At 61.7% G+C, this 22,628-nt stretch carries 21 protein-coding genes; 7 read left to right on the top strand and 14 right to left on the bottom strand.

Going from position 1 to position 22,628, the window contains the following annotated elements; all coding sequences use genetic code 11:
- Positions 1 to 196: 196 nt before the first annotated feature.
- The 3 genes from EA797_RS11765 to hmpA form a co-directional block, all read right to left on the bottom strand.
- Entirely contained in the window at positions 197 to 379 is a 183-nt protein-coding gene (locus EA797_RS11765; RefSeq protein ID WP_122165371.1) for a con-10 family general stress protein, read from the bottom strand.
- Positions 380 to 592: 213 nt separating this feature from the next.
- Positions 593 to 826 (bottom strand): hypothetical protein, encoded by a 234-nt coding sequence (locus EA797_RS11760; protein ID WP_122165370.1) that lies wholly within the window; start codon positions 824 to 826, stop codon positions 593 to 595.
- Positions 827 to 878: 52 nt separating this feature from the next.
- Positions 879 to 2,057 carry an NO-inducible flavohemoprotein gene (gene hmpA, locus EA797_RS11755; protein WP_122165369.1) on the bottom strand — a complete coding sequence of 393 codons (1,179 nt, stop codon included), beginning with the start codon at positions 2,055 to 2,057 and terminating at the stop codon, positions 879 to 881.
- Between the two features lie 279 nt (positions 2,058 to 2,336).
- Between hmpA and EA797_RS11750 the strand changes: the two genes are divergently transcribed.
- Positions 2,337 to 2,561 (top strand): DUF2188 domain-containing protein, encoded by a 225-nt coding sequence (locus EA797_RS11750; RefSeq protein WP_122165368.1) that lies wholly within the window; start codon positions 2,337 to 2,339, stop codon positions 2,559 to 2,561.
- Here EA797_RS11750 and EA797_RS11745 read toward each other — a convergent pair whose 3' ends face one another.
- The 6 genes from EA797_RS11745 to gcl all read right to left on the bottom strand — a co-directional run bounded on the left by EA797_RS11745 (position 2,562) and on the right by gcl (position 10,236).
- Positions 2,562 to 3,449, bottom strand: a complete 888-nt coding sequence (locus EA797_RS11745) for an urea transporter (protein ID WP_122165367.1) — start codon at positions 3,447 to 3,449, stop codon at positions 2,562 to 2,564.
- Between the two features lie 70 nt (positions 3,450 to 3,519).
- Positions 3,520 to 4,935, bottom strand: coding sequence for a pyruvate kinase (pyk, locus tag EA797_RS11740; RefSeq protein ID WP_122165366.1), 1,416 nt, complete (start codon positions 4,933 to 4,935; stop codon positions 3,520 to 3,522).
- Between the two features lie 38 nt (positions 4,936 to 4,973).
- Positions 4,974 to 6,245, bottom strand: coding sequence for a glycerate kinase type-2 family protein (locus EA797_RS11735; protein ID WP_122165365.1), 1,272 nt, complete (start codon positions 6,243 to 6,245; stop codon positions 4,974 to 4,976).
- 338 nt (positions 6,246 to 6,583) lie between these two features.
- Positions 6,584 to 7,474 carry a 2-hydroxy-3-oxopropionate reductase gene (locus tag EA797_RS11730; RefSeq protein ID WP_122165364.1) on the bottom strand — a complete coding sequence of 297 codons (891 nt, stop codon included), beginning with the start codon at positions 7,472 to 7,474 and terminating at the stop codon, positions 6,584 to 6,586.
- 32 nt (positions 7,475 to 7,506) lie between these two features.
- The gene (hyi, locus tag EA797_RS11725) at positions 7,507 to 8,289 is read right to left on the bottom strand and encodes a hydroxypyruvate isomerase (protein WP_122165363.1); all 783 of its coding nucleotides are present in this window, start codon (positions 8,287 to 8,289) and stop codon (positions 7,507 to 7,509) included.
- Between the two features lie 165 nt (positions 8,290 to 8,454).
- Positions 8,455 to 10,236 carry a glyoxylate carboligase gene (gene gcl / locus EA797_RS11720; protein ID WP_122165362.1) on the bottom strand — a complete coding sequence of 594 codons (1,782 nt, stop codon included), beginning with the start codon at positions 10,234 to 10,236 and terminating at the stop codon, positions 8,455 to 8,457.
- A 117-nt stretch (positions 10,237 to 10,353) separates the two neighbouring features.
- Between gcl and EA797_RS11715 the strand changes: the two genes are divergently transcribed.
- The 5 genes from EA797_RS11715 to EA797_RS11695 all read left to right on the top strand — a co-directional run bounded on the left by EA797_RS11715 (position 10,354) and on the right by EA797_RS11695 (position 15,716).
- Positions 10,354 to 11,262, top strand: a complete 909-nt coding sequence (locus EA797_RS11715; protein ID WP_122165361.1) for a LysR family transcriptional regulator — start codon at positions 10,354 to 10,356, stop codon at positions 11,260 to 11,262.
- A 189-nt stretch (positions 11,263 to 11,451) separates the two neighbouring features.
- The gene (gene xth / locus EA797_RS11710; protein ID WP_122165360.1) at positions 11,452 to 12,297 is read left to right on the top strand and encodes an exodeoxyribonuclease III; all 846 of its coding nucleotides are present in this window, start codon (positions 11,452 to 11,454) and stop codon (positions 12,295 to 12,297) included.
- Positions 12,298 to 12,302: 5 nt separating this feature from the next.
- Positions 12,303 to 12,731 carry a DUF2946 domain-containing protein gene (locus tag EA797_RS11705; RefSeq protein WP_244214104.1) on the top strand — a complete coding sequence of 143 codons (429 nt, stop codon included), beginning with the start codon at positions 12,303 to 12,305 and terminating at the stop codon, positions 12,729 to 12,731.
- Between the two features lie 111 nt (positions 12,732 to 12,842).
- On the top strand, positions 12,843 to 14,240 hold the full coding sequence (locus tag EA797_RS11700) for a PepSY-associated TM helix domain-containing protein (protein WP_122165359.1): 1,398 nt from the start codon (positions 12,843 to 12,845) through the stop codon (positions 14,238 to 14,240).
- Positions 14,241 to 14,432: 192 nt separating this feature from the next.
- Positions 14,433 to 15,716 carry a sensor domain-containing phosphodiesterase gene (locus tag EA797_RS11695; RefSeq protein WP_122165358.1) on the top strand — a complete coding sequence of 428 codons (1,284 nt, stop codon included), beginning with the start codon at positions 14,433 to 14,435 and terminating at the stop codon, positions 15,714 to 15,716.
- 20 nt (positions 15,717 to 15,736) lie between these two features.
- Here EA797_RS11695 and EA797_RS11690 read toward each other — a convergent pair whose 3' ends face one another.
- Genes EA797_RS11690 through EA797_RS11680 form a run of 3 tightly spaced genes read right to left on the bottom strand, consistent with a single transcriptional unit; the run spans position 15,737 to position 19,886 of the window.
- Positions 15,737 to 17,125: an efflux transporter outer membrane subunit gene (locus tag EA797_RS11690; RefSeq protein WP_122165357.1), complete on the bottom strand. Its 1,389-nt coding sequence runs from the start codon at positions 17,123 to 17,125 to the stop codon at positions 15,737 to 15,739.
- Complete coding sequence (locus EA797_RS11685) at positions 17,122 to 18,312, bottom strand: HlyD family secretion protein (RefSeq protein ID WP_122165356.1); 1,191 nt, start codon at positions 18,310 to 18,312, stop codon at positions 17,122 to 17,124. Before EA797_RS11685 ends, EA797_RS11690 begins: the two co-directional genes overlap by 4 nt.
- A complete protein-coding gene (locus EA797_RS11680) occupies positions 18,309 to 19,886 on the bottom strand; it encodes an MFS transporter (RefSeq protein WP_122165355.1) in 1,578 nt (525 codons plus the stop codon). Before EA797_RS11680 ends, EA797_RS11685 begins: the two co-directional genes overlap by 4 nt.
- A gap of 445 nt (positions 19,887 to 20,331) precedes the next feature.
- Here EA797_RS11680 and EA797_RS11675 point away from each other — a divergent pair, with 445 nt between their 5' ends.
- On the top strand, positions 20,332 to 21,576 hold the full coding sequence (locus tag EA797_RS11675) for a sensor domain-containing phosphodiesterase (RefSeq protein ID WP_122165354.1): 1,245 nt from the start codon (positions 20,332 to 20,334) through the stop codon (positions 21,574 to 21,576).
- A 72-nt stretch (positions 21,577 to 21,648) separates the two neighbouring features.
- Here the strand turns inward: EA797_RS11675 and uraH are convergent, their stop codons facing one another.
- Positions 21,649 to 22,059 carry a hydroxyisourate hydrolase gene (gene uraH / locus EA797_RS11670; RefSeq protein ID WP_122165353.1) on the bottom strand — a complete coding sequence of 137 codons (411 nt, stop codon included), beginning with the start codon at positions 22,057 to 22,059 and terminating at the stop codon, positions 21,649 to 21,651.
- 12 nt (positions 22,060 to 22,071) lie between these two features.
- Positions 22,072 to 22,566, bottom strand: a complete 495-nt coding sequence (locus EA797_RS11665; RefSeq protein ID WP_122165352.1) for a GlcG/HbpS family heme-binding protein — start codon at positions 22,564 to 22,566, stop codon at positions 22,072 to 22,074.
- Positions 22,567 to 22,628 lie beyond the last annotated feature (62 nt).

Here is a 22,628-nt window from a genome sequence, read left to right as displayed (position 1 = left end):
TGAGATCTCCAAGGGCTGAAAGTTGCGTCTTGTTATAAATGGATATAAATAAGCAGTCTCTCTGGTCAACGATTTCCGTATGCCAGTTTATTGTCATTCGCTCGTTTTAATTCATGCCTTTGGGAGGTGAATAATTTGCGGATAAAAAAAGGGGCAAAGGTTTGGCCTTTGCCCCTTTTGTTAAAACGTCTAAACATTAGCTGTTGGTATTGCTGTTGCGCCCGCCGCCGTGGCTGTTCTGGCCACCTTTACGGCCGGCCTCAGAGGCTTTTGCACGATCATTGGCGAAGTTTCCGCCGCTGTTGTGGCCGCCTTTCTTACCAGCTTCAGACGCTTTTTCGCGATCGTTTGCGAAGTTGCCAGGATTCTTGTTCGCCATGTCTTACTCTCCTCAATGGATACAGACTGTTGCGGGCTGAACATCGTCATCAGCCGCCATGATTTGAGAGCGGAACTGCGTACCAGTAGTTTCCAGTATTTAATGAATGACGGACGAGTGGTTATGCGAGCGATTAATGATTATGGCTAATGGCAAGTACAACGAAACGGCGCAGTTTCAAGTAGGGAAGATCTGTGCATTATCTCTAGCCGATCAGGCTGACAGCGCTAGGTGACGCTGCGCCAGCAACCGCATCACGTAACCGATTTTCAACGCCGTAGGCCCGAGAATCACCAGCGCGTGGCTCGCGACAATGGTGCCGAGCATCAGGTGGCGATCGAATACGTACGCGCCTGCGATACCCAGCAAAAGCACGAGTAAGCCAAGCATCATGGAGAAGTTGGCGAGCACCAACAGGCGGTGCGGATCGAGTCGTTGCATGTTCATGAGACACCTCGATGCGTTGGAACAGGGCTCGCGACGGGCGAGCCCGTTCAGATCAGTTCAGTGCGGAAGCCGGGCCAAAAAACTCGTAGCGAGTCTGCTCTGGTGGGACGCCAAGCGCGTTCAGCTGGCGGCGGATGGCTGCCATGAACGGCTTGGGTCCCAGGAAGTAGGCATCCAGGTCTCGATCGGCCGGCAGCCAGGCGTCCAGCCTGTCTTCTGTCATCAGGCCGACGGCGTCGGGCTGCAGGTGGCCTTGGTGATGTTCGTCATAGCAATAGAAGCGCTTGAGCTGGCCGTGCTGTTCGGCAAGGCGGTCAATCGTCTCGCGAAAAGCATGGGCCTCCGCGTTGCGAGCGCAATGGATGAAATGGATCTGGCGCTCAGTTGCGATGGCCGCTTCCAGCATCGCCAATGTCGGAGTGATGCCCACGCCACCGCTGATCAATACCAGCGGCTTATCGCTCGGTTCGAGGATGAACTCGCCAGCCGGTGCAAACAGCTCTAGCCGCTCACCTTCTTCCATGTTGTGTAGGGCGTTGGAAGCAACGCCACCGGGCTCGCGCTTGACGCTGATGCGGTAGTCGCGACCATTGCTGGCAGCGGAGAGCGAGTAATTGCGGCGGATTTCCTGGCCGTCTACCCATATGCGCAGCCCGATGTACTGGCCCGGTTGGTGTGCCACGACTTCGCCGCCGTCTTCCGGCACCAGATAGAACGAGGTGATCTCTGCGCTTTCTGTCACCTTGCGAGCAATCCGGAATGCCCGCGCACCGCGCCATCCACCGGGGGCACTGGCCGTGGCGCTGTACAGCTTTTCCTCGCTGCCGATGAGGATGTCGGCGAGTTGTCCATAGGCCGCAGCCCAGGCGTCGATCACTTCGTCCGTGGCGATCGCTTCGCCGAGCACTTCACGGATAGCGCGCAACAGGCATGAGCCGACGATGGGGTAGTGCTCGGGCAGGACCTGCAGCGCGACATGCTTGTTGATCACCTGAGATACCAGCCCGCCGAGCTGATCCAGACGGTCGATGTGCTTGGCATACATCAGTACGCCGTTGGCAAGCGCGCGAGGCTGGTCGCCGCTGGCCTGGTGAGCCTGGTTGAACAGGGGTCGAACCTCGGGGTGCTCGGCCAGCATGAGTTCGTAGAAATGAGTAGTCAGCGCCTCACCGCCGCTTTCCAGCAGCGGGACGGTGGCGGTTATCAGGGCACGTTGTTCAGCACAAAGCATGAAAGACTCCAGTGATTGAAGGGTCCCGCCTCTGGTGCATCGCTACCTGAGCGACTTGGACAGATACTTCATCTCTTCAATATTCGTTCCATGCTGGAATTGACCAGAATCAAGAGTGAATGGAGGTGGGTAAGTGAATTGAACCCTGCTTTTCAGGGTTATAAGTACCCGGCTAGGTCCTTGAGACCCTCTGGATAGCGCCTCTCGCCCACTGGTCATCGAACCGCTACGCCCGGTTGCGTTCTATAACTTTGACTATTGATAAGCTAAGGAGGCGATATGGAGAACTATCACATCACGCACGATCAGGATCGTTGGGTGTTGCGCGAAGAGGGCGACAAGCGCGCATTGCTTGAAGCATCTACTAAGGAAGACATCATCAGCGAGACCCGCGACTACATGAAGTTGCGCACCGCATCGGTGAAGATTCACACCGTCGACGGCAAGATCGAGGAAGAGCGCACCTATCCCCGTGATCAGGATCCTCGCGCAACCAAGGGCTGATCACCCAGCCGGCTGCAGGTGCGGTTGGCGCTGACTGTGACGCATCGTCAGTGTCACCGCCCAGCAAGCCAGTATGAATGGCATGGTCAACGGCGGGATGCCGAATCGCCCGAACACCTGCCCGCCAATGATCGATAGAACGATACCTAGCGTCGGAGCCAGGGATGAGCGATGAACCTGGCTTAGCGCCAAGGCTGCCAATGCCGGGTTGTAGCTCGCCAGCCCCTCTAGCGCATCGGCTTCGGCGGCGCTGATCAGCAGCGCTGCGTAGATGCCGACAGCAGAACCACAGAGCGCCCAGCACGCTCCGCGCCGGTCGGATACTAGTAGGCCTGCGAACACGCATAGCCCCGCAAGTGGGTCTGATAGCAGGATCACCTGCGCCATCCCCCGCAAGATTCCTTCCAACGCACTCCACTGGTTCAGGCTGTGCTCGGTCAGCGGCCGTACATTTGCGCTGTCTGCATGCGTGCACAGCGCCAGCACTGTCCAGCCAATCAGTACGAAAGGCAGGGTGTAACCCGCGAGGCCTTGCCGCTCGCGCATGTGACCGAGCAAGAGATGCTGGAGCGAGCTGGACAGGGCAGAAAGTGCCGCGGTCAGCAGGATGGCCGATGGCGTGAAGCCGAGTAACCACGTGATCATCAGACCCAGCAGCGCAGCGTTGTAGCCGTAAAGCCCCGACTCGATGTCAGCTCGTAAGTATCCGTGGCACCTAGCCATGGCGTTAGCGGTTATAACGCCGATAAGTGCGCCGTAGAGCAGCCGATGGTCGTTGAAGCCGATCGCTAACGCGATCAACAGCCCGCAGCCCTGATGTCGTTGCAAAAAGATCTGGGTGAAGCCGTTGAGCGTCGAGCACAACAGATACTGAACGAGTGAACGCATGGGTAGCTTCATAAGGCGAGCGATGCCGTGCCGGCAGGGAGGTCCAGCCGGCTCACGCATCCCGGACAGGCTAGTTGAGCGTTTCGATGCGCAGTGAGTTGGTGGTGCCGGGTTGACCCAGGGGTACACCGGCGGTGATCAGCACTGTATCGCCAGTGCCCGCCATGCCCTGGGCGCGGGCAAGTTCCAGCGCGTTCAGGCAGATCTGCTCCATGTCATGCATCCGCGCATCGATCACCGAGTACACGCCCCAGGCCACCGTCAGCTTGCGCGCAGTGGCGACGTTGGGCGTGAGGCTGAGGATCGGTGTGCCCGGTCGCTCGCGGGAGGCGCGCAGACTGGAACGACCCGACTCGGTGTAGTTGACCAGCACCGCGATCGGCAGAATTCCGCTGATTCGGCGAATCGCGCAGCTGATTGCGTCTGGCAAGGTAGCTTCAGCGCTGGGCCGGTGCACATCGAGCTGTGCCTGGTAATCCGGGCCGCTTTCCACCTGGCGGATGATCTTGCTCATCATGCTGACCGCTTCGAGCGGGTAATCGCCCGAGGCTGTCTCGGCCGAAAGCATCACGGCATCCGCACCTTCGGCTACTGCGTTGGCGACATCGGTCACCTCGGCGCGGGTTGGGGCAGGGGAGAAGCGCATCGACTCGAGCATCTGTGTGGCTACCACCACCGGCCTGCCCAGTTGGCGGCAGGTGCGCACGATGTTCTTCTGGATGCGCGGTACGTTTTCGGCCGGCACCTCAACGCCCAAGTCGCCGCGAGCCACCATGATCGCGTCGCTGAGTCGGGCGATTTCACGCAGGTGCTGCACTGCCGAAGGCTTCTCGATCTTGGCCATGAGAAAGGCGCGCCCGTCGATCAAGCTGCGTGCCTCATGGATGTCCTGCGGACGCTGAACGAACGACAGCGCCACCCAGTCGACACCCAGCTCCAGGCCGAATGCCAGGTCCAGGCGGTCCTTATCCGTCAGTGGACTCAACTCCAGCACCGCTTCGGGAACGTTCACGCCCTTGCGGTCGGACAATTCGCCCCCGGCTACGACACGGGTGTCGATGGCATTGGCGTGCTTGGCAATCACCGTCAGGCGCAAGCGACCGTCGTCCACCAGCAGGGTCATGCCTGGCTGAAGGGCATCTATGATTTCCGGATGCGGCAAGTTGACCCGGGTGCTATCACCCGGTGTTGGGTCAAGATCGAGCCGCAGCGCCTGGCCTCGTGTCAGCTGCACCTTACCCTCGGCAAAACGACCGACTCGCAGCTTGGGGCCCTGTAAATCCATGAGGATGCCGATCGGCTGATTCAGCTCGCGCTCGACCTCCCGGATCCAGCCGAAACGCAGTGCATGGTCGGCATGCTCGCCATGGCTGAAGTTCAGACGAAACAGGTTGACCCCGCTTTCCACCAGGTCACGCACATCATCGATGCTGCGGGTGGCAGGTCCCAGGGTGGCAAGGATCTTGACCTTCTTGTCGGGCGTCATGGCGGTCTCTTTGGCAGTGGTTGTTAAGGCTGGTGCCGCTAGCGGGGCGAAGCCAGGATGAGAATCGCGCGGAAATCATTGACGTTAGTGCGTGTAGGCCCGGTCATGAGCAGCGCATCGAGGGCCTGGAAATAACCATAGCCGTTGTTGTTAGCCAGTTCGTCAGCGGCTGTCAGGCCGAGGGCTTCGGCGCGGGCGAAGCTGTCCGGAGTCATCAGGGCACCAGCGTTATCTTCCGAGCCGTCGATACCGTCGGTATCGCCCGCCAGCGCGTAGACGCCGGGTAGGCCCTGGAGGTTTTCCGTGAGGCTCAGCAGAAATTCGGCGTTGCGCCCGCCACGGCCATCGCCGCGTACCGTCACCGTGGTTTCGCCTCCGGAAAGAATCACACAGGGCGGGATGATTGGCTGGCCATGCAGCACCACCTGACGGGCGATACCACCATGGACCTTCGCCACTTCACGGGACTCACCTTCCAGATCACCCAGGATCAAGGGCGTAATACCGGCCGCGCGGGCCTTCTCGGCCGCGGCATCCAGGGATTGCTGGGGCTTGGCGATCAGCTGGAAATGACTGCGTGACAGGCAGGGATCGTCTGCCTTGACCGTTTCCGAGCGAGGATCTTCCAGCCACTCGCGCACGTTCTGCGGAATCTCGATGTTGTAACGCGCCAAGATTGCCAGCGCCTGGGCGGAGGTGGTCGGGTCCGCTACGGTCGGGCCCGAGGCGATTACCGTCGCTTCATCACCCGGCACATCGGAAATCGCATAGGTGTAGACGCTTGCAGGCCAACAAGCCTTGGCCAGCCGGCCGCCCTTGATTGCGGAGAGGTGCTTGCGCACGCAGTTCATTTCTCCGATGTGGGCGCCGGAGCGTAGCAGCGCTTTGTTGATCGCTTGTTTGTCGGAGAGGCTGATGCCTTCGGCGGGCAGCGCCAGCAGCGAGGAGCCGCCGCCGGAGAGCAGGAAGATGACCCGATCGCTTTCCTTCAGGTTGCTCACCATTTCCAGAACGCGCCGGGCGACGCGCTCGCCGGCATCGTCCGGCACCGGATGTGCGGCTTCGACCACCTCGATCTTGCGGCAATCGGCGCCGTGACCATACCGCGTTACCACCAGGCCGGAGAGCTCTCCTTCCCACACTGATTCGATGGCTTCGGCCATGGCGGCTGCGGCTTTGCCGGCACCTATGACGATGGCGCGGCCGCCGCGGTCTGCCGGCAAATGGTCGGCCAGTACCTGACGAGGATGGGCGGCATCGATGGCGGCGGTGAACAGGTCGCGCAGGAAAGCTTGCGGGTCGAGGTTCATGTACAACTCCATCTAAAAGGTCAGGGGCCCGATTCCAGACCTTAGGGCTCGGCATTGCAAGCGCTAAGGTATGAAATTGGATTCGACCCACCCGGCAGTCGGGCCGTGACTCCTTCTGCCAGGCAGGTCGAAAAGGGTGCACCTCGTCAGTGCATTCAAGCGGTCGTCGTTGAGTATCGCCGTGCTCAACGCCATCCTGTGGAACCGGTGTTGCGGCGTTCACCCGCAGGATGGTTTGAGCTTGCGATAGCCATCGGTGTGTGGCGTTGAGCGCAGCGCCAGCCAGCGCTGCTGTCTGGGTCCAGCGATGGCTGGCGCGGCTCAACTCAACTCTGTACTCAGTCCTTACGGATCGAGAAATTGGCCATATGCTCCAGGCCTTTGATCAATGCCGAATGGTCCCAGCCACTGCCGCCGATGGCCGCGCAGGTGCTGAAGACCTGCTGGGCGTTAGCGGTGTTGGGCAGGTTGAGTCCCAATTCGCGGGCGCCGGCCAGTGCGAGATTTAGGTCCTTCTGATGCAGGCTGATGCGGAAGCCGGGGTCGAAGGTGCCCTTGATCATGCGTTCGCCGTGTACTTCCAGGATCTTCGAGCTGGCAAATCCTCCCATCAGCGCTTCGCGGACGCGGGCTGGATCGGCGCCATTCTTTGCGGCGAACAGCAGGGCTTCACCCACCGCCTGTATGTTCAGCGCGACGATGATCTGGTTGGCCACCTTGGCGGTCTGCCCGTCACCGTTGCCGCCGACCAGGGTTATGTTCTTGCCCATGGCCTGGAACAGCGGCAGGGCACGGGCGAAGCTCTCTTCGCTGCCGCCGACCATGATCGACAGGGTAGCGGCCTTGGCGCCGACTTCTCCGCCCGATACCGGCGCGTCGAGGTACTGCGCACCGGTGGCGTTGATCTTTTCGGCGAACGCCTTGGTGGCGCTGGGGGAGATCGAACTCATGTCGATCACCAGCTTGTTAGGGCCGACGCCTTCGGCGATGCCGTTCTCGCGGAACAGTACATCTTCGACGTGCGGGGTGTCCGGCACCATCACGATGATGAACTCGGCTTCCTGGGCCACTTCCTTCGGGTTGGCCAGGGCAACTGCCCCGGCCTGTAGCAGAGCTGCCGGGGCGGCATCGTGATGGGTGGATACGAAAATGCTGTGGCCGGCTTTCTGCAGGTTCTGAGCCATGGGCAGCCCCATGATGCCGGTGCCGATAAATCCGATCTTAGCCATGAGTAATCTCCTTCAATTCGATTCAGTTCAGGTCAGATGGCGTTGTGGTTCTTCAGCCAGCCAAGGCCTGCTTCGGTTGTGGTGGCCGGCTTGTATTCGCAGCCGACCCAGCCCTGATAGCCAATGCGATCCAGATGCTCGAAAAGGAAGCGGTAGTTGATCTCGCCGGTGCCCGGCTCGTTGCGTCCGGGGTTGTCCGCCAGCTGGATATGGTTGATCGCCGACAGGTTGTTCTCGATAGTCCGCGCCAGGTCTCCTTCCATGATCTGCATGTGGTAGATGTCGTACTGCAGGAACAGGTTGGTGCTGCCGACCTTGGCTCGAATCTCCTGCGCCTGTGAGGTGTTATTGAGAAAGAAGCGTGGGATGTCTCGGGTGTTGATCATTTCCATGACCAGACGAATGCCTTCTGCTTCGAGCTTCCTGGCGGCGTAGCGCAGGTTCTCGATAAAGGTCATCTCCAGCTTGCCGAGGTCGGCTCCCTTGGGGGCGATACCGGCAAGGCAGTTGATCTGGGTATTGCCCAGTACCTTGGCGTAGGCGATGGCCTGGTCGACGCCAGCGCGGAATTCCTCGACCCGCTCCGGATCGCAGGCAACGCCGCGGTCACCACCTGCCCAGTCGCCGGCGGGCAGGTTGAACAGCACCTGGGTCAGCTTGTTGGCGTCCAGCCGGGCCTTGATCTCTTCGACGGGGTAGTCGTAGGGAAAGAGGTACTCGACGCCACCGAAACCGGCTTCGGCAGCGGCCTCGAAGCGGTCGAGGAAATCCATCTCGGTGAACAGCATGGACAGGTTGGCGGCAAAACGGGGCATGGGTGTCTCCTTGTCTGTCTGTAGGGACATTTGGGTGTCGCGTTGCGGTTTGTTGTGTTGCGCTTGTTGTAGGAGCCAGCTTGCTGGTGATCAGCGGGCAATGGCGCTCGGGACCGCCAGCAAGCTGGCTCCTACAGTTAGTGGCGCTTCGTCCACTCACTCGTATCAATCCAACAACGCGACCGCGGTTGGTGCGTCTTCACGGCCTTCGGCCAGCGGCTCGAATTCGTTGATGGCGTCGATCTCGGTGCCCATGGCGATGTTGGTCACACGCTCGAGGATCACCTCGATCACCACCGGCACCTGATGCTCGGCCATCCAGGCCTGGGCCTGCTCGATGGCGGGGCGCAGGTCTTCCTGCTTGAACACGCGCAGCGCCTTGCAGCCCAGGCCCTCGACCACCGCGACGTGATCCACGCCGTAGCCTTCCATGCCGCTGTGGTCGGCATTGATGTTCTCGAAGCCCAGCTGCACGCAGTAATCCATCTCGAAACCGCGTTGCGACTGGCGAATCAGGCCCAGGTAGGCGTTGTTCACCAGGATGTGGATGTAGGGCAGCTTGAACTGCGCACCCACGGCCAATTCCTCGATCATGAACTGGAAGTCGTAGTCGCCCGAGAGCGCCACCACCTTGCGGGTCGGGTCCGCGGCGACCACGCCCAGCGCTGCCGGGATGGTCCAGCCGAGCGGGCCGGCCTGGCCGCAATTGATCCAGTGGCGCGGCTTGTAGACATGCAGGAACTGCGCGGCAGCGATCTGCGACAGGCCGATGGTGCTGACGTAGCAGGCATCACGGCCGAAGGCGTTGTTCATGCACTGGTACACGCGCTGCGGCTTCATCGGCACCGAGTCGAAGTGCGTCTTGCGCAGCAGGGTGCGCTTGCGCTCCTGGCAGTCGGCAGCCCACGGCGTGCGGTCCGGCAGCTTGCCGGCTGCCTTGCGTTCCTTGGCAACGTCGACGAACAGCTTGAGAGCAGCACCGGCGTCGGAGGTGATGCCGAAGTCCGGTGAAAACACCCGCCCAATCTGGGTCGGCTCGATATCCACATGCACGAAGGTGCGGTCCTTGGTGTAGACGTCGACCGAACCCGTGTGGCGGTTGGCCCAGCGGTTGCCAATACCGAGCACGAAGTCCGAGGCCAGCATGTTGGCGTTGCCGTAGCGGTGGCTGGTCTGCAAGCCGCACATGCCCGCCATCAACGGATGGTCGTCCGGGATCGAGCCCCAGCCCATCAGCGTCGGGATCACCGGCACGCCAACGGTCTCGGCAAACTCAACCAGCAAGGCTTCGGCCCCGGCGTTGTAGATACCGCCGCCCGCGACGATCAGCGGGCGGTTCGCGGCGCAGAGCATGTCGATGGCTTTTTCGATCTGCTTGCGGGTCGCGGCCGGCTTGTAGACCGAAAGCGGCTCGTAGGTATCGACGTCGAATTCGATCTCGGCCATCTGCACGTCAAACGGCAGGTCGATCAGAACCGGGCCCGGACGACCCGAGCGCATCACATGAAAGGCCTGCTGGAACACGCGCGGAACCAGCGCCGGTTCGCGTACGGTGACCGCCCACTTGGTGACCGGTTTGGCGATGGACTCGATGTCCACGGCCTGGAAGTCTTCCTTGTACAGGCGCGCGCGCGGGGCCTGACCGGTGATGCAGAGGATGGGTATCGAGTCAGCCCAGGCAGAGTAAAGGCCGGTGATCATGTCGGTGCCGGCGGGGCCGGAGGTGCCGATGCACACGCCGATATTACCGGCCTTGGTGCGTGTATAGCCCTCGGCCATGTGCGAGGCGCCTTCGACGTGGCGAGCGAGGATGTGACGGATGCCGCCATCGGCCCGCAGGGCGGAATACAGCGGATTGATCGCGGCTCCGGGGATGCCGAAGGCGGTGTCGATGCCTTCCTTTCGCAATACCGCGACGGCGGCATCGATTGCTCTCATTCGGGCCATGGGTCATTCCCTCCTACGGGTAACTCGATAGTTTTTATACGTGGCCCAAGCATGAAGGGCTGGCCGGAACGGGGGAATTGGCCGAGACTTCAGTTCTGTCGATATCAGGAGTATCGAATGGATCGCTATACGACATTGCAAAGCTTCGTGCTGGTAGCCGAAAGCGGGAGTTTCGCTGCCGCTGCGCTGAAGGAAGGCGTGACACCGGTAGTCATGGGCCGCCGGCTCGACGCGCTGGAGCGGCACCTGGGCGTGAAGCTGATGCACCGCTCGACACGCGGGCTGGCGTTGACCGATCTAGGGGAGCAATACCTGGAACGCGCTCGCGGTTTGCTCAAGGACTTCGAAGAAGCCGATGCCAGCATCAGCCATCACGGCACTTCGGTACGCGGTCACCTGGTGATCTCTGCACCCGCTGCGTTCGGGCGTCGACACATCGGCCCGCATGCTCCGGCCTTCCAAGCGCGTTATCCGGACCTGCAGTTATCGTTCAACTTCACCGACAGCGTTGTCGATCTGGTGCGCCACGGCTATGACATGGGCATTCGCATCGGTGAGGTGACCGACCCCAACTATGTCGCCATCAAGCTGTTCCCCAACCGCCGGGTTGTCTGCGGGGCGCCGGATTACTTCGAGCGACAGGGCGTGCCGCGGATTCTGGAAGACCTGGCGCGGCACAACTGCCTGGCGTTCAACCTGCAGGGCGGCCAGCAGCGCGGCTGGACCTTCCTGCGTGACGGCAAACAGGTGGCGGTGAAAGTGGCCGGCAATCTCGACTGCAATGACGGCGAACTCTTGTTCAATTGGGTCAAGCAGGGTTTGGGGATTGGCTGGCGCTCGACGTGGGAGATCCAGGCGGAGCTCAAGCGCGGCGAGCTGGTGACCGTGCTCGACGAGTTCGCATTGCCGGCCTACGACATCCAGGCGGTGTACCCGCAGCAGCGCTATCTGCCAGCCAAGGTACGGTTCTTCATCGACTACCTGAAGCAGATCTACAACGCCCCTGGCTACTGGGAGGTTCGTTGAGTCGAACCTCCACGCGCTTCTGGTGTGCCAAAGCCCACCCTACGGGGTGTAGGTGTCATGGCTGGCGCGCGGTTTTACCTTGCCCCGGTCTGCAGGGTGGGCTTTAGCCCGCCGGGTAACGGAATACACCGAACCACGCCGCCCGGGGGCGAGTCACAACAAGGGTCATGTATCGGTGTGAGGCAGCTCGTGGAATCCTTGAAAATCGCTACCTTCAACATCAACGGCATCCGTGCCCGCCGCTCCAATCTGCTGGAATGGCTGGAGCGTGAGCAGCCCGACGTGGTTTGTCTGCAGGAGTTGAAGGCGCAGGACGCCGACTTCCCCATCGACGACATCCGAGCGGCCGGTTATGGCGCCATCTGGCAGGGGCAGAAATCCTGGAACGGGGTGGCGATCCTGGCGAAAGGGGGCGACCCACTCGAGATTCGTCGCGGGCTGCCGGGCGCTCCTGACGATACTCACAGCCGCTACCTGGAGGCCGCCGCCCATGGCGTAATCGTCGCCTGTCTCTACCTGCCCAACGGCAACCCGCAGCCGGGACCGAAGTTCGAGTACAAGCTCGCCTGGTTCCAGCGCTTCATCGAGCATGCCGCCGGGCTGTTCGAAAGCGGCCATCCCGTGGTGCTGGCGGGTGACTACAACGTCGTGCCGACGGACGAAGACATCTACAATCCACGCTCCTGGACCAAGGACGCGTTGCTGCAGCCAGAAAGTCGGGAGTGTTTCGAACGACTACTGGCGCAGGGCTGGACGGATGCATTGCGGGCCAAGTACCCGGACGAACGTATCTACACCTTCTGGGATTATTTCCGCCAGCACTGGCAGAAAAACTCTGGCTTGCGAATCGACCACCTGCTGCTGAGCGCCGATCTGGCGCCGCGACTGGTGGACGCCGGCGTGGATCGCTGGGTGCGTGACCAGGAACATGCCAGCGATCATGCGCCGACATGGATTACCCTTCGTGGTGAGGCAGCGGAAAAACCGTCGAAGCCAGTCAAGCGCAGCAAGGCCAGGACCGCCGCCAAGAAATGACACCAATGGCGCCAGACACTGAAGATCTGGCGCTTGCATCGGAGCCACCCATGCATCGCCAGCGTCGTGCACCCATCTGGATAGCGGCATTTGCCGTCCTGCTGCATCTGGTCTCGATGCCGCTGATGGCTGCTCACATGCGGACGATGGCTGTTGCGGGTGGGCACTGCACGATGGAGGAGGTGGGCCGGCACCATGCGACCCACGCCCATGGCCATTCCAGCGAGCCGGCGCCAACGCAGGTCCACCATCAGGGCATGCCATGTTGCTGTGCCGCGGGGTCGGCCTCGCTGGCGGCCATTCCGATCGGCTCGCCGATACTGCACCACCCCCGAGTGATCGCGCTTGGCAGCCTGCCGCCGGCCACTGCGCCGCCGTTGTCGCCGCGCTATCGCTGGCCCAGTCTCAATCCCCGCGCATCCCCGCTCGCCTGATCAATCACGTCCTGTCCATTTCGTAGCCCGCCGGTGCCGCATTGCGGACCCGCGTGCTGCCTTGTCGTCCGCTGCTAACGGACGACGATCATCCTGATCGAGAGAGCGAGCATGTCTTCACCTATCGCTGGCGCCCATCCCGAGGCGTCACCCCTGGCTTCGCGCACGCAGCACCCTCTGCTTGCGCTGTTGATTCGTTTGCATTTGTACGTAGGGCTGCTGGTCGGCCCTTTCATTTTCATCGCTGCACTGAGTGGCCTCGTCTACGCGCTGACGCCACAATTGGAAGACCGGCTCTACGCCGAGCAGCTGTACACCGATAGCACCGGCGCGCCGCAGCCGCTGGCGCGGCAGATCGAGGTCGCCCAGGCTCATATCGGTGAAGCAGCTTCGCTGTCCGCGGTGCGCCCAGCGCCGAAGCCGGGCACCACCACGCGGGTAATGTTCAGCTCACCTGAACTGGGCGGATCGGAGAGTCGCGCGGTCTTCATCGATCCGATAACTGCCGAAGTCCGTGGTGATCTGCTTGTATATGGGACAACCGGGGTGTTGCCACTTCGCACCTGGCTCGACCATTTCCACCGCAGCCTGCTCCTTGGCGAGCCGGGGAGGATATACAGCGAACTGGCGGCTTCCTGGCTGTGGGTTGCCGCGCTGGGCGGTTTTGCGTTGTGGATTATCCGACGGCGGCGTGCCACGGGTGCGGTGCGCTCGAAAGGGTTGCGGCACTGGCACGCGATGGTGGGGCTGTTCCTGCTGATCGGGCTGCTGTTTTTCTCCGCGACGGGCCTGACCTGGTCGCGCTGGGCGGGTGACAACATCGGCGTGGCCCGGACAGCGCTGGGCATGTCGACGCCAAGCGTGTCCATCGCGCTGGATGGCGAAGCGGTCGCACCTGCAGGCGAGCACGCGCATCACGGCGGGATGGCCATGCCGATAGCCAGGGCGGCCGAGCCTCAGATGTTCGATGCGGTGTTGAGCGCTGCGCGAGAGAATGGAATAGATGCAGGCAAAGTCGAGATCATTGCCGCACCCGGGCCTGATCGCGCCTGGACTGTGACCGAAATCGACCGCAGCTGGCCGACCCAGGTAGATGCCGTGGCCGTCGACCCGCGCACGCTGCGCATTACTGATCGCACTGACTTCACGACCTTCCCGATGGCCGCGAAGCTGACGCGCTGGGGCATCGATGCGCACATGGGTTCGCTGTTCGGGCTGGCCAATCAGCTGTTGCTTGCGGCCACTGCGCTCGGGCTCGCGACCCTGGTGGTTTTTGGTTACCTGATGTGGTGGCGGCGTCGCGCGCAGCAGCGGGCCGATCGTCCAGGTATGGTTGAGGTACTGCTCGAGCTGTCGCGACGAGAGCGCTGGACGGCTTTTGGAGTTGCGTTGTTGCTCGGTTATTGCCTGCCAGTGCTGGGCGTCAGCCTGCTGCTGTTTTTGCTGGTCGACCTGCTGGCTATGGTTGTCCGGCGTTTCGGGGCCCGATCGGTCCGGCGCAATGCCTGAACTCCATCGAACTGCGGGCGCATAGGCGCGGTGTAGGGCCGGTCGTCGCCGAAACCACAGCAGTGGCAGTTGTAACAGTAGTATCGGACCAACTGTTCCGGAACTGCGCCTAGAAGGGCGCCGGTACCAGACCCGCTGTCAGTTGTGTCCATTACGGCAAGTAATCGGCCGTTGAGGTGAGGGAGGGAATCCATGTCTGATGACGTTCAGCAGAATCAGGTCGATCGGTTTGCGGTAGTGGACGATCCGGTGTCGATTCTGCTTCGCCTGGAGAACGCCAATCTTTCGCTGAGTGAAATGCTTGCCGAGACCCTGCATGCCGTACGCGCGCATCTGGGAATGGATGTGGCATTCATCAGCGAGTTCCGAGGCGGAAGCCGGGTGTTTCGATATCTCGACGGTAGCTTTGTGCCTTTGCAACTCGCCGTAGGGGCCTGCGATCCCCTTGAAGACAGTTACTGCCAGCGGGTGCTTGACGGTCGCCTGCCAGAGCTGATTCAGGATGCGGCAACCTTGCCGGAAGCGCTGACCATGCCGGTAACCAAAGCCTTGCCGGTCGGCGCCCATATCAGCGTTCCGCTGCGCTTTAGCGATGGCCGGCTCTACGGTACCTTCTGTTGCTTCAGCACAACCCCGGACAACAGCCTCAACGAACGTGACCTGAACACGTTGCGGCTGTTTGCCGACTTTGCCGGCAGGCTGCTGGAGCGCCATGCGCTAAGCGAATTGCGCTATGCCGACACGCTCTCGCGGATCCGGTCGGTGCTTGAGCAACGGAGCTATTCGGTGGTGTACCAGCCCATCGTGCACCTGCTGGAGAACAGAATCGTTGGTTACGAAGCGCTGGCGCGGTTCAGTGTAAAGCCCGAACGCGGGCCGGACCTCTGGTTTGCCGAAGCCGCCTCTATTGGTCTGCAGTCCGAGCTGGAAATCGCCTTGATTGCGGAGGCGCTCAAAGGGCTGGTTTTTCTGCCCGAAGATGCCTACATGTCACTCAACGTCTCGCCCGCCACTGTGCTCAACGGAGCGTTGTCCGCTGCGCTCGTCGGGCAGCCGCTCGACCGACTGCTTCTTGAGGTCACCGAGCATGTCTCCATTGGCGATTACGGGCTCATCGCTAATGCCTTGGAGCCGCTGCGCAAGCAGGGCCTGCGGTTGGCGGTGGATGACGCCGGGGCCGGTTACGCCAGCTTTCGCCACATCCTCAAGCTCAAGCCGGACGTTATCAAGCTGGACGGGAGCCTGATCCGCAATATCGATTCGAGTATCGAGAGCCGCGCGCTGGCGGCCGCGTTGATCCGCTTTGCCGAGGAGACTGGCAGCAAGGTGGTCGCCGAATGCATCGAGACCGAAGCGGAGCTGGCCGTATTACGGGAGCTCAAGGTCAATAAAGCGCAGGGCTATCTGCTCGGCCGCCCAGCGCCAATTACCGCGCCGGTTTCCAGCGTATACAACTCCTCGTTCAGCTCGGCCTGAGCTGCGGGTGACCGGAGCGGCTAGCGCTCGCTGCGCCACCCTCCACCAAGGACCTGATACAGGCTGATCAACGCACTCAGTTGGCTTTCTCGTAACTGCACAGCGGCCAACTCGGTGTTGAACAGGTTGCGCTGCGCATCGAGGGTTTCGAGATAGGAGGAGTAGCCGGCCCGGTAGCGATCCTCGGCGTAGGTCAGTGAGCGCTCCAGCACGGCGCGACGAGCTGCGACGCGGTCGAGTTGCTGGCGCAGATTGCCAATGGCCGAGAGGCTGTTCTCCACCTCATTGAACGCCTGCAACGCTGTGGCGCGGTAAGCGAAGGCAGCCTGGTTGCGTTGTGCCACAGCGATGTTCACGCCGGCCTCCAGACGTCCTGCATTGAAAATCGGTGCCAGTACGCTGGCACCAAGATCCCAGACCCGCACCGGGTCGTAGTCCAGCGAATTGACGAACAGACGCCCCAGGCTGGCGGACAGCTGAACCTGGGGCAGGTAGCGATCGCGTTGAGCCTGGATGTTCAGGTCGCTGGCCGCCAGCAGCAGTTCGGCCTGTTGGATATCCGGCCGCCGGCGCAGCAACTCCGAAGGCAGAATGCCGGGGACAGGAGGCGGTGCTATGGTCAGCAGCCCGGCGCCACGCTCGACCGCACCTGGCAGGCGCCCTGTGAGCAGGCGCAGGGCGTTTTCCTGCTCACGGATCGCCTGTTGCAACTGCGGCAGCAGCTCGGCCGCGGATTCGTATTCCGACTCTGCCTGGCTGAGCTCCAGCTGCGAGGTGTAGCCGAGGCGGGCGCGGTCTTCTGCCACGCGAAGCGCTTCTTGTCGCGAGTCGACGGTATCCCGCGTGACGACTAGCTGCTGGTCCAATGAAAGCAGCGACATGTAGGCACGGGCGGTGGTGCTGGCAACGGCCAGCCGCACGGCGTCGCGTTCGGCTTCGGTCGCTTGGTATTGCAGTTCGGCTGCCTCGCGCAACCGCTGCAATCGGCCCCAGAGGTCGACTTCATATGAAACCTGAAGGGCGGGCTGGATCGCCGTGGTATGGGTGATGCCCAGAACGCTGAGCTCCCGCGTGCGCTGTGCACCCAGTGCCGCATCGAGTGAGGGCAGCAAGGCAGCACGCGATAGCCGAATCTGCTCGCGAGCCTGTTCGACACGCGAGGCAGTACTCAATACATCGGTGTTGTTCGCCAGAGCAGCCTCGACCAGTGTGGTCAGTTGAGGATCACCAAATGCCTCCCACCAGCGCACGTCGATGGCCGTTTCGTGGCCGGCGGCGTCGCGCCATTGAGTCGGAGGGGTAACCTGCGCTTCTGGTGGCGTCGGCTGGCGCGGCGGCATGCAGCCTGCCAGGGTGATCACCAGCAGAGTTGGCAGCAGCCGGGGAAGACGGCAATAGCGGCCGATCATCGCCTTTCGTCCTCGGCAGAAGTACCTGAGTCAGAAGTACCCGAGTCAGAAGTGTCCACATGAGTGACCACAGACAATCCAGGTCGCAGGCGCTTGGCGAGTGGCTGGTCCGGATCGATGGTGATGCGCACCGGTACGCGCTGCACCACCTTTGTGAAGTTCCCGGTCGCGTTGTCAGGTCGCAATACGCTGAACTCTGAGCCAGTGGCCGGGGCTAGCCGCTGCACACGGCCGGTCAGGCGCGCGTTGTCCAGCGCGTCGACCTCGATCTGTACGGGTTGACCGGGCCGCATGGCAAAGGTCTGGGTTTCCTTGTAATTGGCGATCACCCACAGTTGATCCGGCACCAGATAGAGCAACTGCGATCCCGCCGCCACGTACTGCCCCTGGCGCACGGTCACCTCACTGACCTGACCGTCGCGCGGTGCGTGGATCACCGTGTTGTCCAGGTCGATCTGTGCCCGTTGCAAGTTGGCCTCGGCGATCTCCACTTGTGCCTGCAAGCCACCGCGGGATACCTCGCTGGCTTTCAGCGTTTGCTCGGCAATGGCAATGGCGGCCCGTGCCTGTTGCACCTGTGCCGAATCGGCACGGGCGGTGGCTCGGATCTGCTCGCGTTCTCGGATCGAGACCGAGCCTCGTTCAGCCAGCTCGTTAACGCGTTTCTCGTCGCTGCGTATGCGTTGAAGTTCTGCCTCCGCCGCCGATAGCTCGGCCCTGCGCGAGGCCAGTGTTGCGCGGTTGGAGGCCAGGGTCTGCTGCAGGTTGTCCAGGTCGAATCGCCGCGCCGCCAGCTCGGCCCGGCGCTGCTCGACCAGTTGGCGGTACTGTCGATCATCGATCTGCACCAGTGGCTGGCCCTCGGTGACCTGCTCGAAGTCCTGCACCAGCACGTCGGTCACATAGCCATTGACCTGCGGGGCCAGCACCGTGATCTGCCCACGCACATAAGCATTTTCCGTCACTGCCACGTGGCCGCTGAAGGGCCAGAGTTGCCAGGCATAAAGAATCGCCAACACGCCGGCCAACGCCACCAGCACCATCAGGAAAACGGAGCGCCGGCTCGGTTTGATGGTTTTAGGCGGATCGTCCGGCGTGGGGCCGGCGTCGGTAGCAGCCGAGGCAGACTGTGCCGACGCTGTCGGGGGAAGATTTTGCGGGTCCTCTGGATTTGTGCGTTCACTCATGAAGACGAGGCGTTCCTGTTCTGCCGCGCAATGCGCAGTGTGTGATAGAGCGTCCAGCCGAACACGCCGATGGAGAGCATGCCGATAAGCCGGAATACATCGTTGAAGGCCAACACGTTGGCTTCACGGGTGACAGCCTGGCTCAGCTGCGCCGCGCTTTGTGCCTGGCGGAGTTGAGCGTCGTTCTGGCGTGATGCCAGCGCCAGATTCTGCGTTTGCAATCGCCTGGCCACGCGGGGGTCGCCCGGTACGATCTGCTCTGTCAGGTGGCTGGAGTGATATTTCTCACGCATCACCTGATAGGTGCCGAACAGCGCCGGTGCTGCCAGCCCGCCGAGGCTCTGAGTCATGGTGAACAAGACGATGAAGGTCACCAGATAGTTCGGCCCGTTGCGCAGGGCTTTGCCAATCCCGGTGAGCAGCAGCGGGCCGAGGAACATACCGCTGGCAAAGGCCAGAAGGCCCTGGCTGAGGAACATGTCGTGGGGTCGGGTGAGGTTGGTAGCATCGATATCGAGAAAGCTGGCGATTGCGATAAGGACGATCGACAGCAAAATCTGCGGAAACGCCGTGGCCGGGCTGAAAGTCATGGCGCTGGCGGTGATGCCCAATGCCAAGCCCAGGAGGATCACGGCGTAAAGCGGCTGCAACTGTTCGGTCCCCATGCCGAGTGTCTGCAACAGGCCGACCGCGCCGTAGGTCTGCTCGGACAGTAGCAGGCGCAACGCCAGTGCGCCAAAGGCGAAGCGCAGCATTTCACCAGTGCCGAGCCAGCGGGTATGCAAAAGCGGGTTACGGCGGTGATGCTCGATCATGAAAGCAGCGCACATCAGCAACAGCGCGGCGATCAGCGCATAGCCCAGCCAAGGTTGCTCGGTCCACCAAAGAATCCGGCCCTGGGCCAACACTGCAGCGATCAGCGCCAACGCTGGCGCCATCAAGGCGAAGGTGACGAAGTCCAGGGGTTCGAACACCTTGATGCGCTCGCCCAGCGGCAATTTGAGTACCACTACGGCAGCCAGCGAGCAGAGTGCCAGCCCGCTTTCGAACACGTAGAGGCGATGCCACTCGCCCATGTCCAGCAGCGCAGGCGACATCAACCAGGCCAGTGGCGTGCCCAGTTGCGAGATTCCGAAGCCGAAGATCACCCCTTTCGGTAATCCGGCTTTGCCGAATGCCTGCAGCATGTAGAACAGGCCAAGAGAGGTGGTGGTCGCCGCAGCCAGGCCGCTGGCGGCGCGCACGAATACGGCCATTTCCAGGCCTTCGACGAATACATGGGCGATGCTCAGCAGCGCATAGACCGTCAGTCCAATTTCAGCGAAGCGGCGCAGACCGTACTGTTGGCGCACTTTGATGACCAACAGGTTGGCCGACACGTTGACCATGAAGTAGGCCGCTGGAAGCCAGGCGCCCTGGGAAGGCGTCAGGCCCAGATCGCCCTGAATGCTCGGCAGGTTGGCGATAAATAGCGCGTTGCCAAGCCCACCGGTGATGCCGACCAGCACGGCGACGCACGCATAGGCGATCCGCAGCCGCATCGAATGCATGAGGATCGCCGGCGAGCCTGGCATCGAGGGGCGTTCGTGGGGTTCCCAGCGAGGAACAGGGGCGAGGTATTGCGGCATCGTGGGGGCTCAGCTACAGGAACGACGGAATGGCGCGCCCATGTCGAATCGGCGGCGACTCACTTGGGACAATCATTTGCACGAAATGATTGGTCACAATATCCGCCCGCAAGCGAGCGGCATGCCGAACTTACGAAATCTTGGCGCCGTCGCGCCAGCTCTGGCATGCGCTGATCGTTCGTTTCTCAGCCCCAGCCTTTGAGGGCACAACTCCTTCAATAAGTGCATGCGTAAGTGAAGTTCGGTCATCAGCTCCGTCGTCTGCAAGCCGCTGGCTGACAAGTCGGCTACGCTTTTCAGCACGCAGCCATGGCGCTTGCGCTCCACCGCCGGCTGGGCGCGAAGATGGAATGCCCGATTGTCCGCGGCGCAGCATAACTAAGGAGGACCGATGCACGACGGGTTTGGAGTCCACGCCGACACCCTTGGCCGTTTGGTCGATCCGGCATTGGCGTTGATCGATATCCCAACGCAGGAGCAATCGGTCACAGAGATGCTCTGTGATGCGTTGCACTCCGTTCGTATGCATCTGGGCATGGATGTCGCGTTCGTTGCCGAATTCGCTGGCGGGTTGCGCATTTTTCGATTCGTCGATGGTAACGACGAGTCCGCTACCATTCGTCCCGGTGACTCGGATCCCCTGTGCGACAGCTACTGCGAGCGTGTGTTGGACGGCAGGCTGCCGCAGCTGATTCCCGACACCAGCAAGTTGCCCGCAGCGGTGGCCTTGCCCATCACGGCGGCACTCTCCATTGGCGCCTACATCAGCGTCCCGATCCGCTTCAGTGATGGGCAGCTGTACGGAACCATGTGCTGCTTCAGTTCCCATCCCGACGAGACCTTGAATGACCGAGATCTTGGCACGCTACGGGTATTCGCTGACTTTTCCGGACGGTTGCTGGAAGTTCAGGCCAAGCGTGAGCGTGATCAGGAATCGAAGCGAAACCGAATCCACGGCGTGTTGAGCGAACGCCTCTACCGTGTGGTTTATCAACCTATCGTCGATGTCCTGCAGAATCGGGTGGTCGGCTACGAAGCACTGGCTCGGTTTCCGCTCGATCCGCAGCGCACGCCCGATCTCTGGTTCGACGAAGCAGGCCAGGTAGGGCTGCAGAGCGAGCTGGAGATGGTGTTGATCGAGGAGGCGCTCAAAGGCCTTGCTCATATCGGCGATGCATATTTGTCGGTCAACGTCTCGCCAGAAACGATTCTGACGGGAGCGGTCCAGGCACTCCTGGCCGGACGGCCACTCGATCGCCTGATGCTCGAGGTGACCGAACATACCTCGGTGGCGGATTATGAGTCGGTACTCGACGCCTTGGCGCCGTTGCGCAGCAGGGGGCTCGCACTTGCGGTGGATGACGCTGGCGCGGGCTACGCCAGCTTTCGCCACATCCTCAAACTCAAGCCGGACGTGATCAAGCTTGATGGGAGCCTGATCCGCAACATCGACAGCAGCTGCGATTGCCGGGCGCTGGCATCGGCCCTGATCCGTTTCGGCCAGGAAACCGGTAGCAAGGTCATCGCCGAATGCGTCGAGACTCAGGCGGAGCTGAATATCCTGCGCGAGCTTCAGGTCAGCAAGGTCCAGGGTTATCTACTGGGCCGCCCCATGCCGCTGGCGGCCGCAAGCTGATGTGCAGGTGTTCAGGGATCGCTGCAGACTCGGCAGCCCGAACACCTGTCCCTGCTGGCACAGTTCAGCGGTTCAGTTGCCCCGATAGGTCGAGAATCCGTACGGGCTGAGTAGTAACGGAATGTGATAGTGCGGCACGGTGCCGTCGACTTCGAAAATCACCGGAACCTCCGGAAAGAAACTCGCTGTGTCGTGCGCCTCGAACCAGTCGCCGGTCTTGAAGGTGACGCGATAGGTGCCTTTCTCCAGAGCCTTGTCCTGGGGGTACAACGCGGTGATGCGGCCTTGCTGGTTGGTCACGCCGTCATTCAAAGCAGTCCACTGCTGACCGTTCTGTTTCTCGAGGGTAACTTTCACATCAGGTGATGGCAGGCCATCGTTGAGGTTGAGCACATGCACGCTGAGCGGGTTGTCAGCGGCCATCGCGAGGCCTGAAAGGCTGGCAAGGACGAGGCTGGCGCAAAGGGTTTTGAGGTTGGTCATATCGATCTCCAGTTAACGGTTGGATGGAAGCAGCTGTGCAATTGCCTGGTTGGCGCAGGCCTCGTCGTTCTCGGCGCCGCCTGCTCCGGCTACCCCGATGGCGCCGATGACCTCGTCTCCCATGCGCAACGGCACGCCGCCGCCGAGCAGCAGTAATTGGTCGAAGGTATTGAGGTTGGCGGCGTCCGGATTGCTGCGGGCGCGCTCGCCGAACAGTCGGGTCGGCGTCTTGCTGGACAACGCGGTGTAGGCCTTGCGCTGTGCAGCGATTGTGTTGTGTGGGCCAACGTTGTCATCACGCTGAAGCGCGATCAGATTGCCGCCGCGATCTACTACTGCCACTGCGGCGGTACGCCCATCGGCATGGCACGCCGCCATGGTCGAGTCGAGCAGGGCGTTGGCCAGTTGCAGGGAGACGTTCTGCTGGCTGACAGGCTGCGGGGTAGCTGCCATGGACTGGGCACTGGCTAGCGCCAGGCCAATCAGTGACAAGGAAACAATGCGCATCGGTTTCTCCTCAATGAGCTCCGTGGAGCAGGTGTCGCACATGCTGTGCGGCCGGCCCCGTC

Origin of the sequence: Stutzerimonas zhaodongensis (genome assembly GCF_003696365.1) — a bacterium.
Classification (GTDB): Bacteria; Pseudomonadota; Gammaproteobacteria; order Pseudomonadales; family Pseudomonadaceae; genus Stutzerimonas; species Stutzerimonas zhaodongensis.
Note: the sequence above shows the minus strand (reverse complement) of the source record. Positions and strands in the feature narration are given on the sequence as shown.

Bases quoted from the DNA above. Each gene is read 5' to 3' on its own strand.
- EA797_RS11765 (WP_122165371.1), bottom strand. From the start codon at position 379: ATGGCGAACAAGAATCCTGGCAACTTCGCAAACGATCGCGAAAAAGCG.
- EA797_RS11760 (WP_122165370.1), bottom strand. From the start codon at position 826: ATGAACATGCAACGACTCGATCCGCACCGCCTGTTGGTGCTCGCCAAC.
- hmpA (WP_122165369.1), bottom strand. From the start codon at position 2,057: ATGCTTTGTGCTGAACAACGTGCCCTGATAACCGCCACCGTCCCGCTG.
- EA797_RS11750 (WP_122165368.1), top strand. From the start codon at position 2,337: ATGGAGAACTATCACATCACGCACGATCAGGATCGTTGGGTGTTGCGC.
- EA797_RS11745 (WP_122165367.1), bottom strand. From the start codon at position 3,449: ATGCGTTCACTCGTTCAGTATCTGTTGTGCTCGACGCTCAACGGCTTC.
- pyk (WP_122165366.1), bottom strand. From the start codon at position 4,935: ATGACGCCCGACAAGAAGGTCAAGATCCTTGCCACCCTGGGACCTGCC.
- EA797_RS11735 (WP_122165365.1), bottom strand. From the start codon at position 6,245: ATGAACCTCGACCCGCAAGCTTTCCTGCGCGACCTGTTCACCGCCGCC.
- EA797_RS11730 (WP_122165364.1), bottom strand. From the start codon at position 7,474: ATGGCTAAGATCGGATTTATCGGCACCGGCATCATGGGGCTGCCCATG.
- hyi (WP_122165363.1), bottom strand. From the start codon at position 8,289: ATGCCCCGTTTTGCCGCCAACCTGTCCATGCTGTTCACCGAGATGGAT.
- gcl (WP_122165362.1), bottom strand. From the start codon at position 10,236: ATGGCCCGAATGAGAGCAATCGATGCCGCCGTCGCGGTATTGCGAAAG.
- EA797_RS11715 (WP_122165361.1), top strand. From the start codon at position 10,354: ATGGATCGCTATACGACATTGCAAAGCTTCGTGCTGGTAGCCGAAAGC.
- EA797_RS11705 (WP_244214104.1), top strand. From the start codon at position 12,303: ATGGCGCCAGACACTGAAGATCTGGCGCTTGCATCGGAGCCACCCATG.
- EA797_RS11700 (WP_122165359.1), top strand. From the start codon at position 12,843: ATGTCTTCACCTATCGCTGGCGCCCATCCCGAGGCGTCACCCCTGGCT.
- EA797_RS11695 (WP_122165358.1), top strand. From the start codon at position 14,433: ATGTCTGATGACGTTCAGCAGAATCAGGTCGATCGGTTTGCGGTAGTG.
- EA797_RS11690 (WP_122165357.1), bottom strand. From the start codon at position 17,125: ATGATCGGCCGCTATTGCCGTCTTCCCCGGCTGCTGCCAACTCTGCTG.
- EA797_RS11685 (WP_122165356.1), bottom strand. From the start codon at position 18,312: ATGAGTGAACGCACAAATCCAGAGGACCCGCAAAATCTTCCCCCGACA.
- EA797_RS11680 (WP_122165355.1), bottom strand. From the start codon at position 19,886: ATGCCAGGCTCGCCGGCGATCCTCATGCATTCGATGCGGCTGCGGATC.
- EA797_RS11675 (WP_122165354.1), top strand. From the start codon at position 20,332: ATGCACGACGGGTTTGGAGTCCACGCCGACACCCTTGGCCGTTTGGTC.
- uraH (WP_122165353.1), bottom strand. From the start codon at position 22,059: ATGACCAACCTCAAAACCCTTTGCGCCAGCCTCGTCCTTGCCAGCCTT.
- EA797_RS11665 (WP_122165352.1), bottom strand. From the start codon at position 22,566: ATGCGCATTGTTTCCTTGTCACTGATTGGCCTGGCGCTAGCCAGTGCC.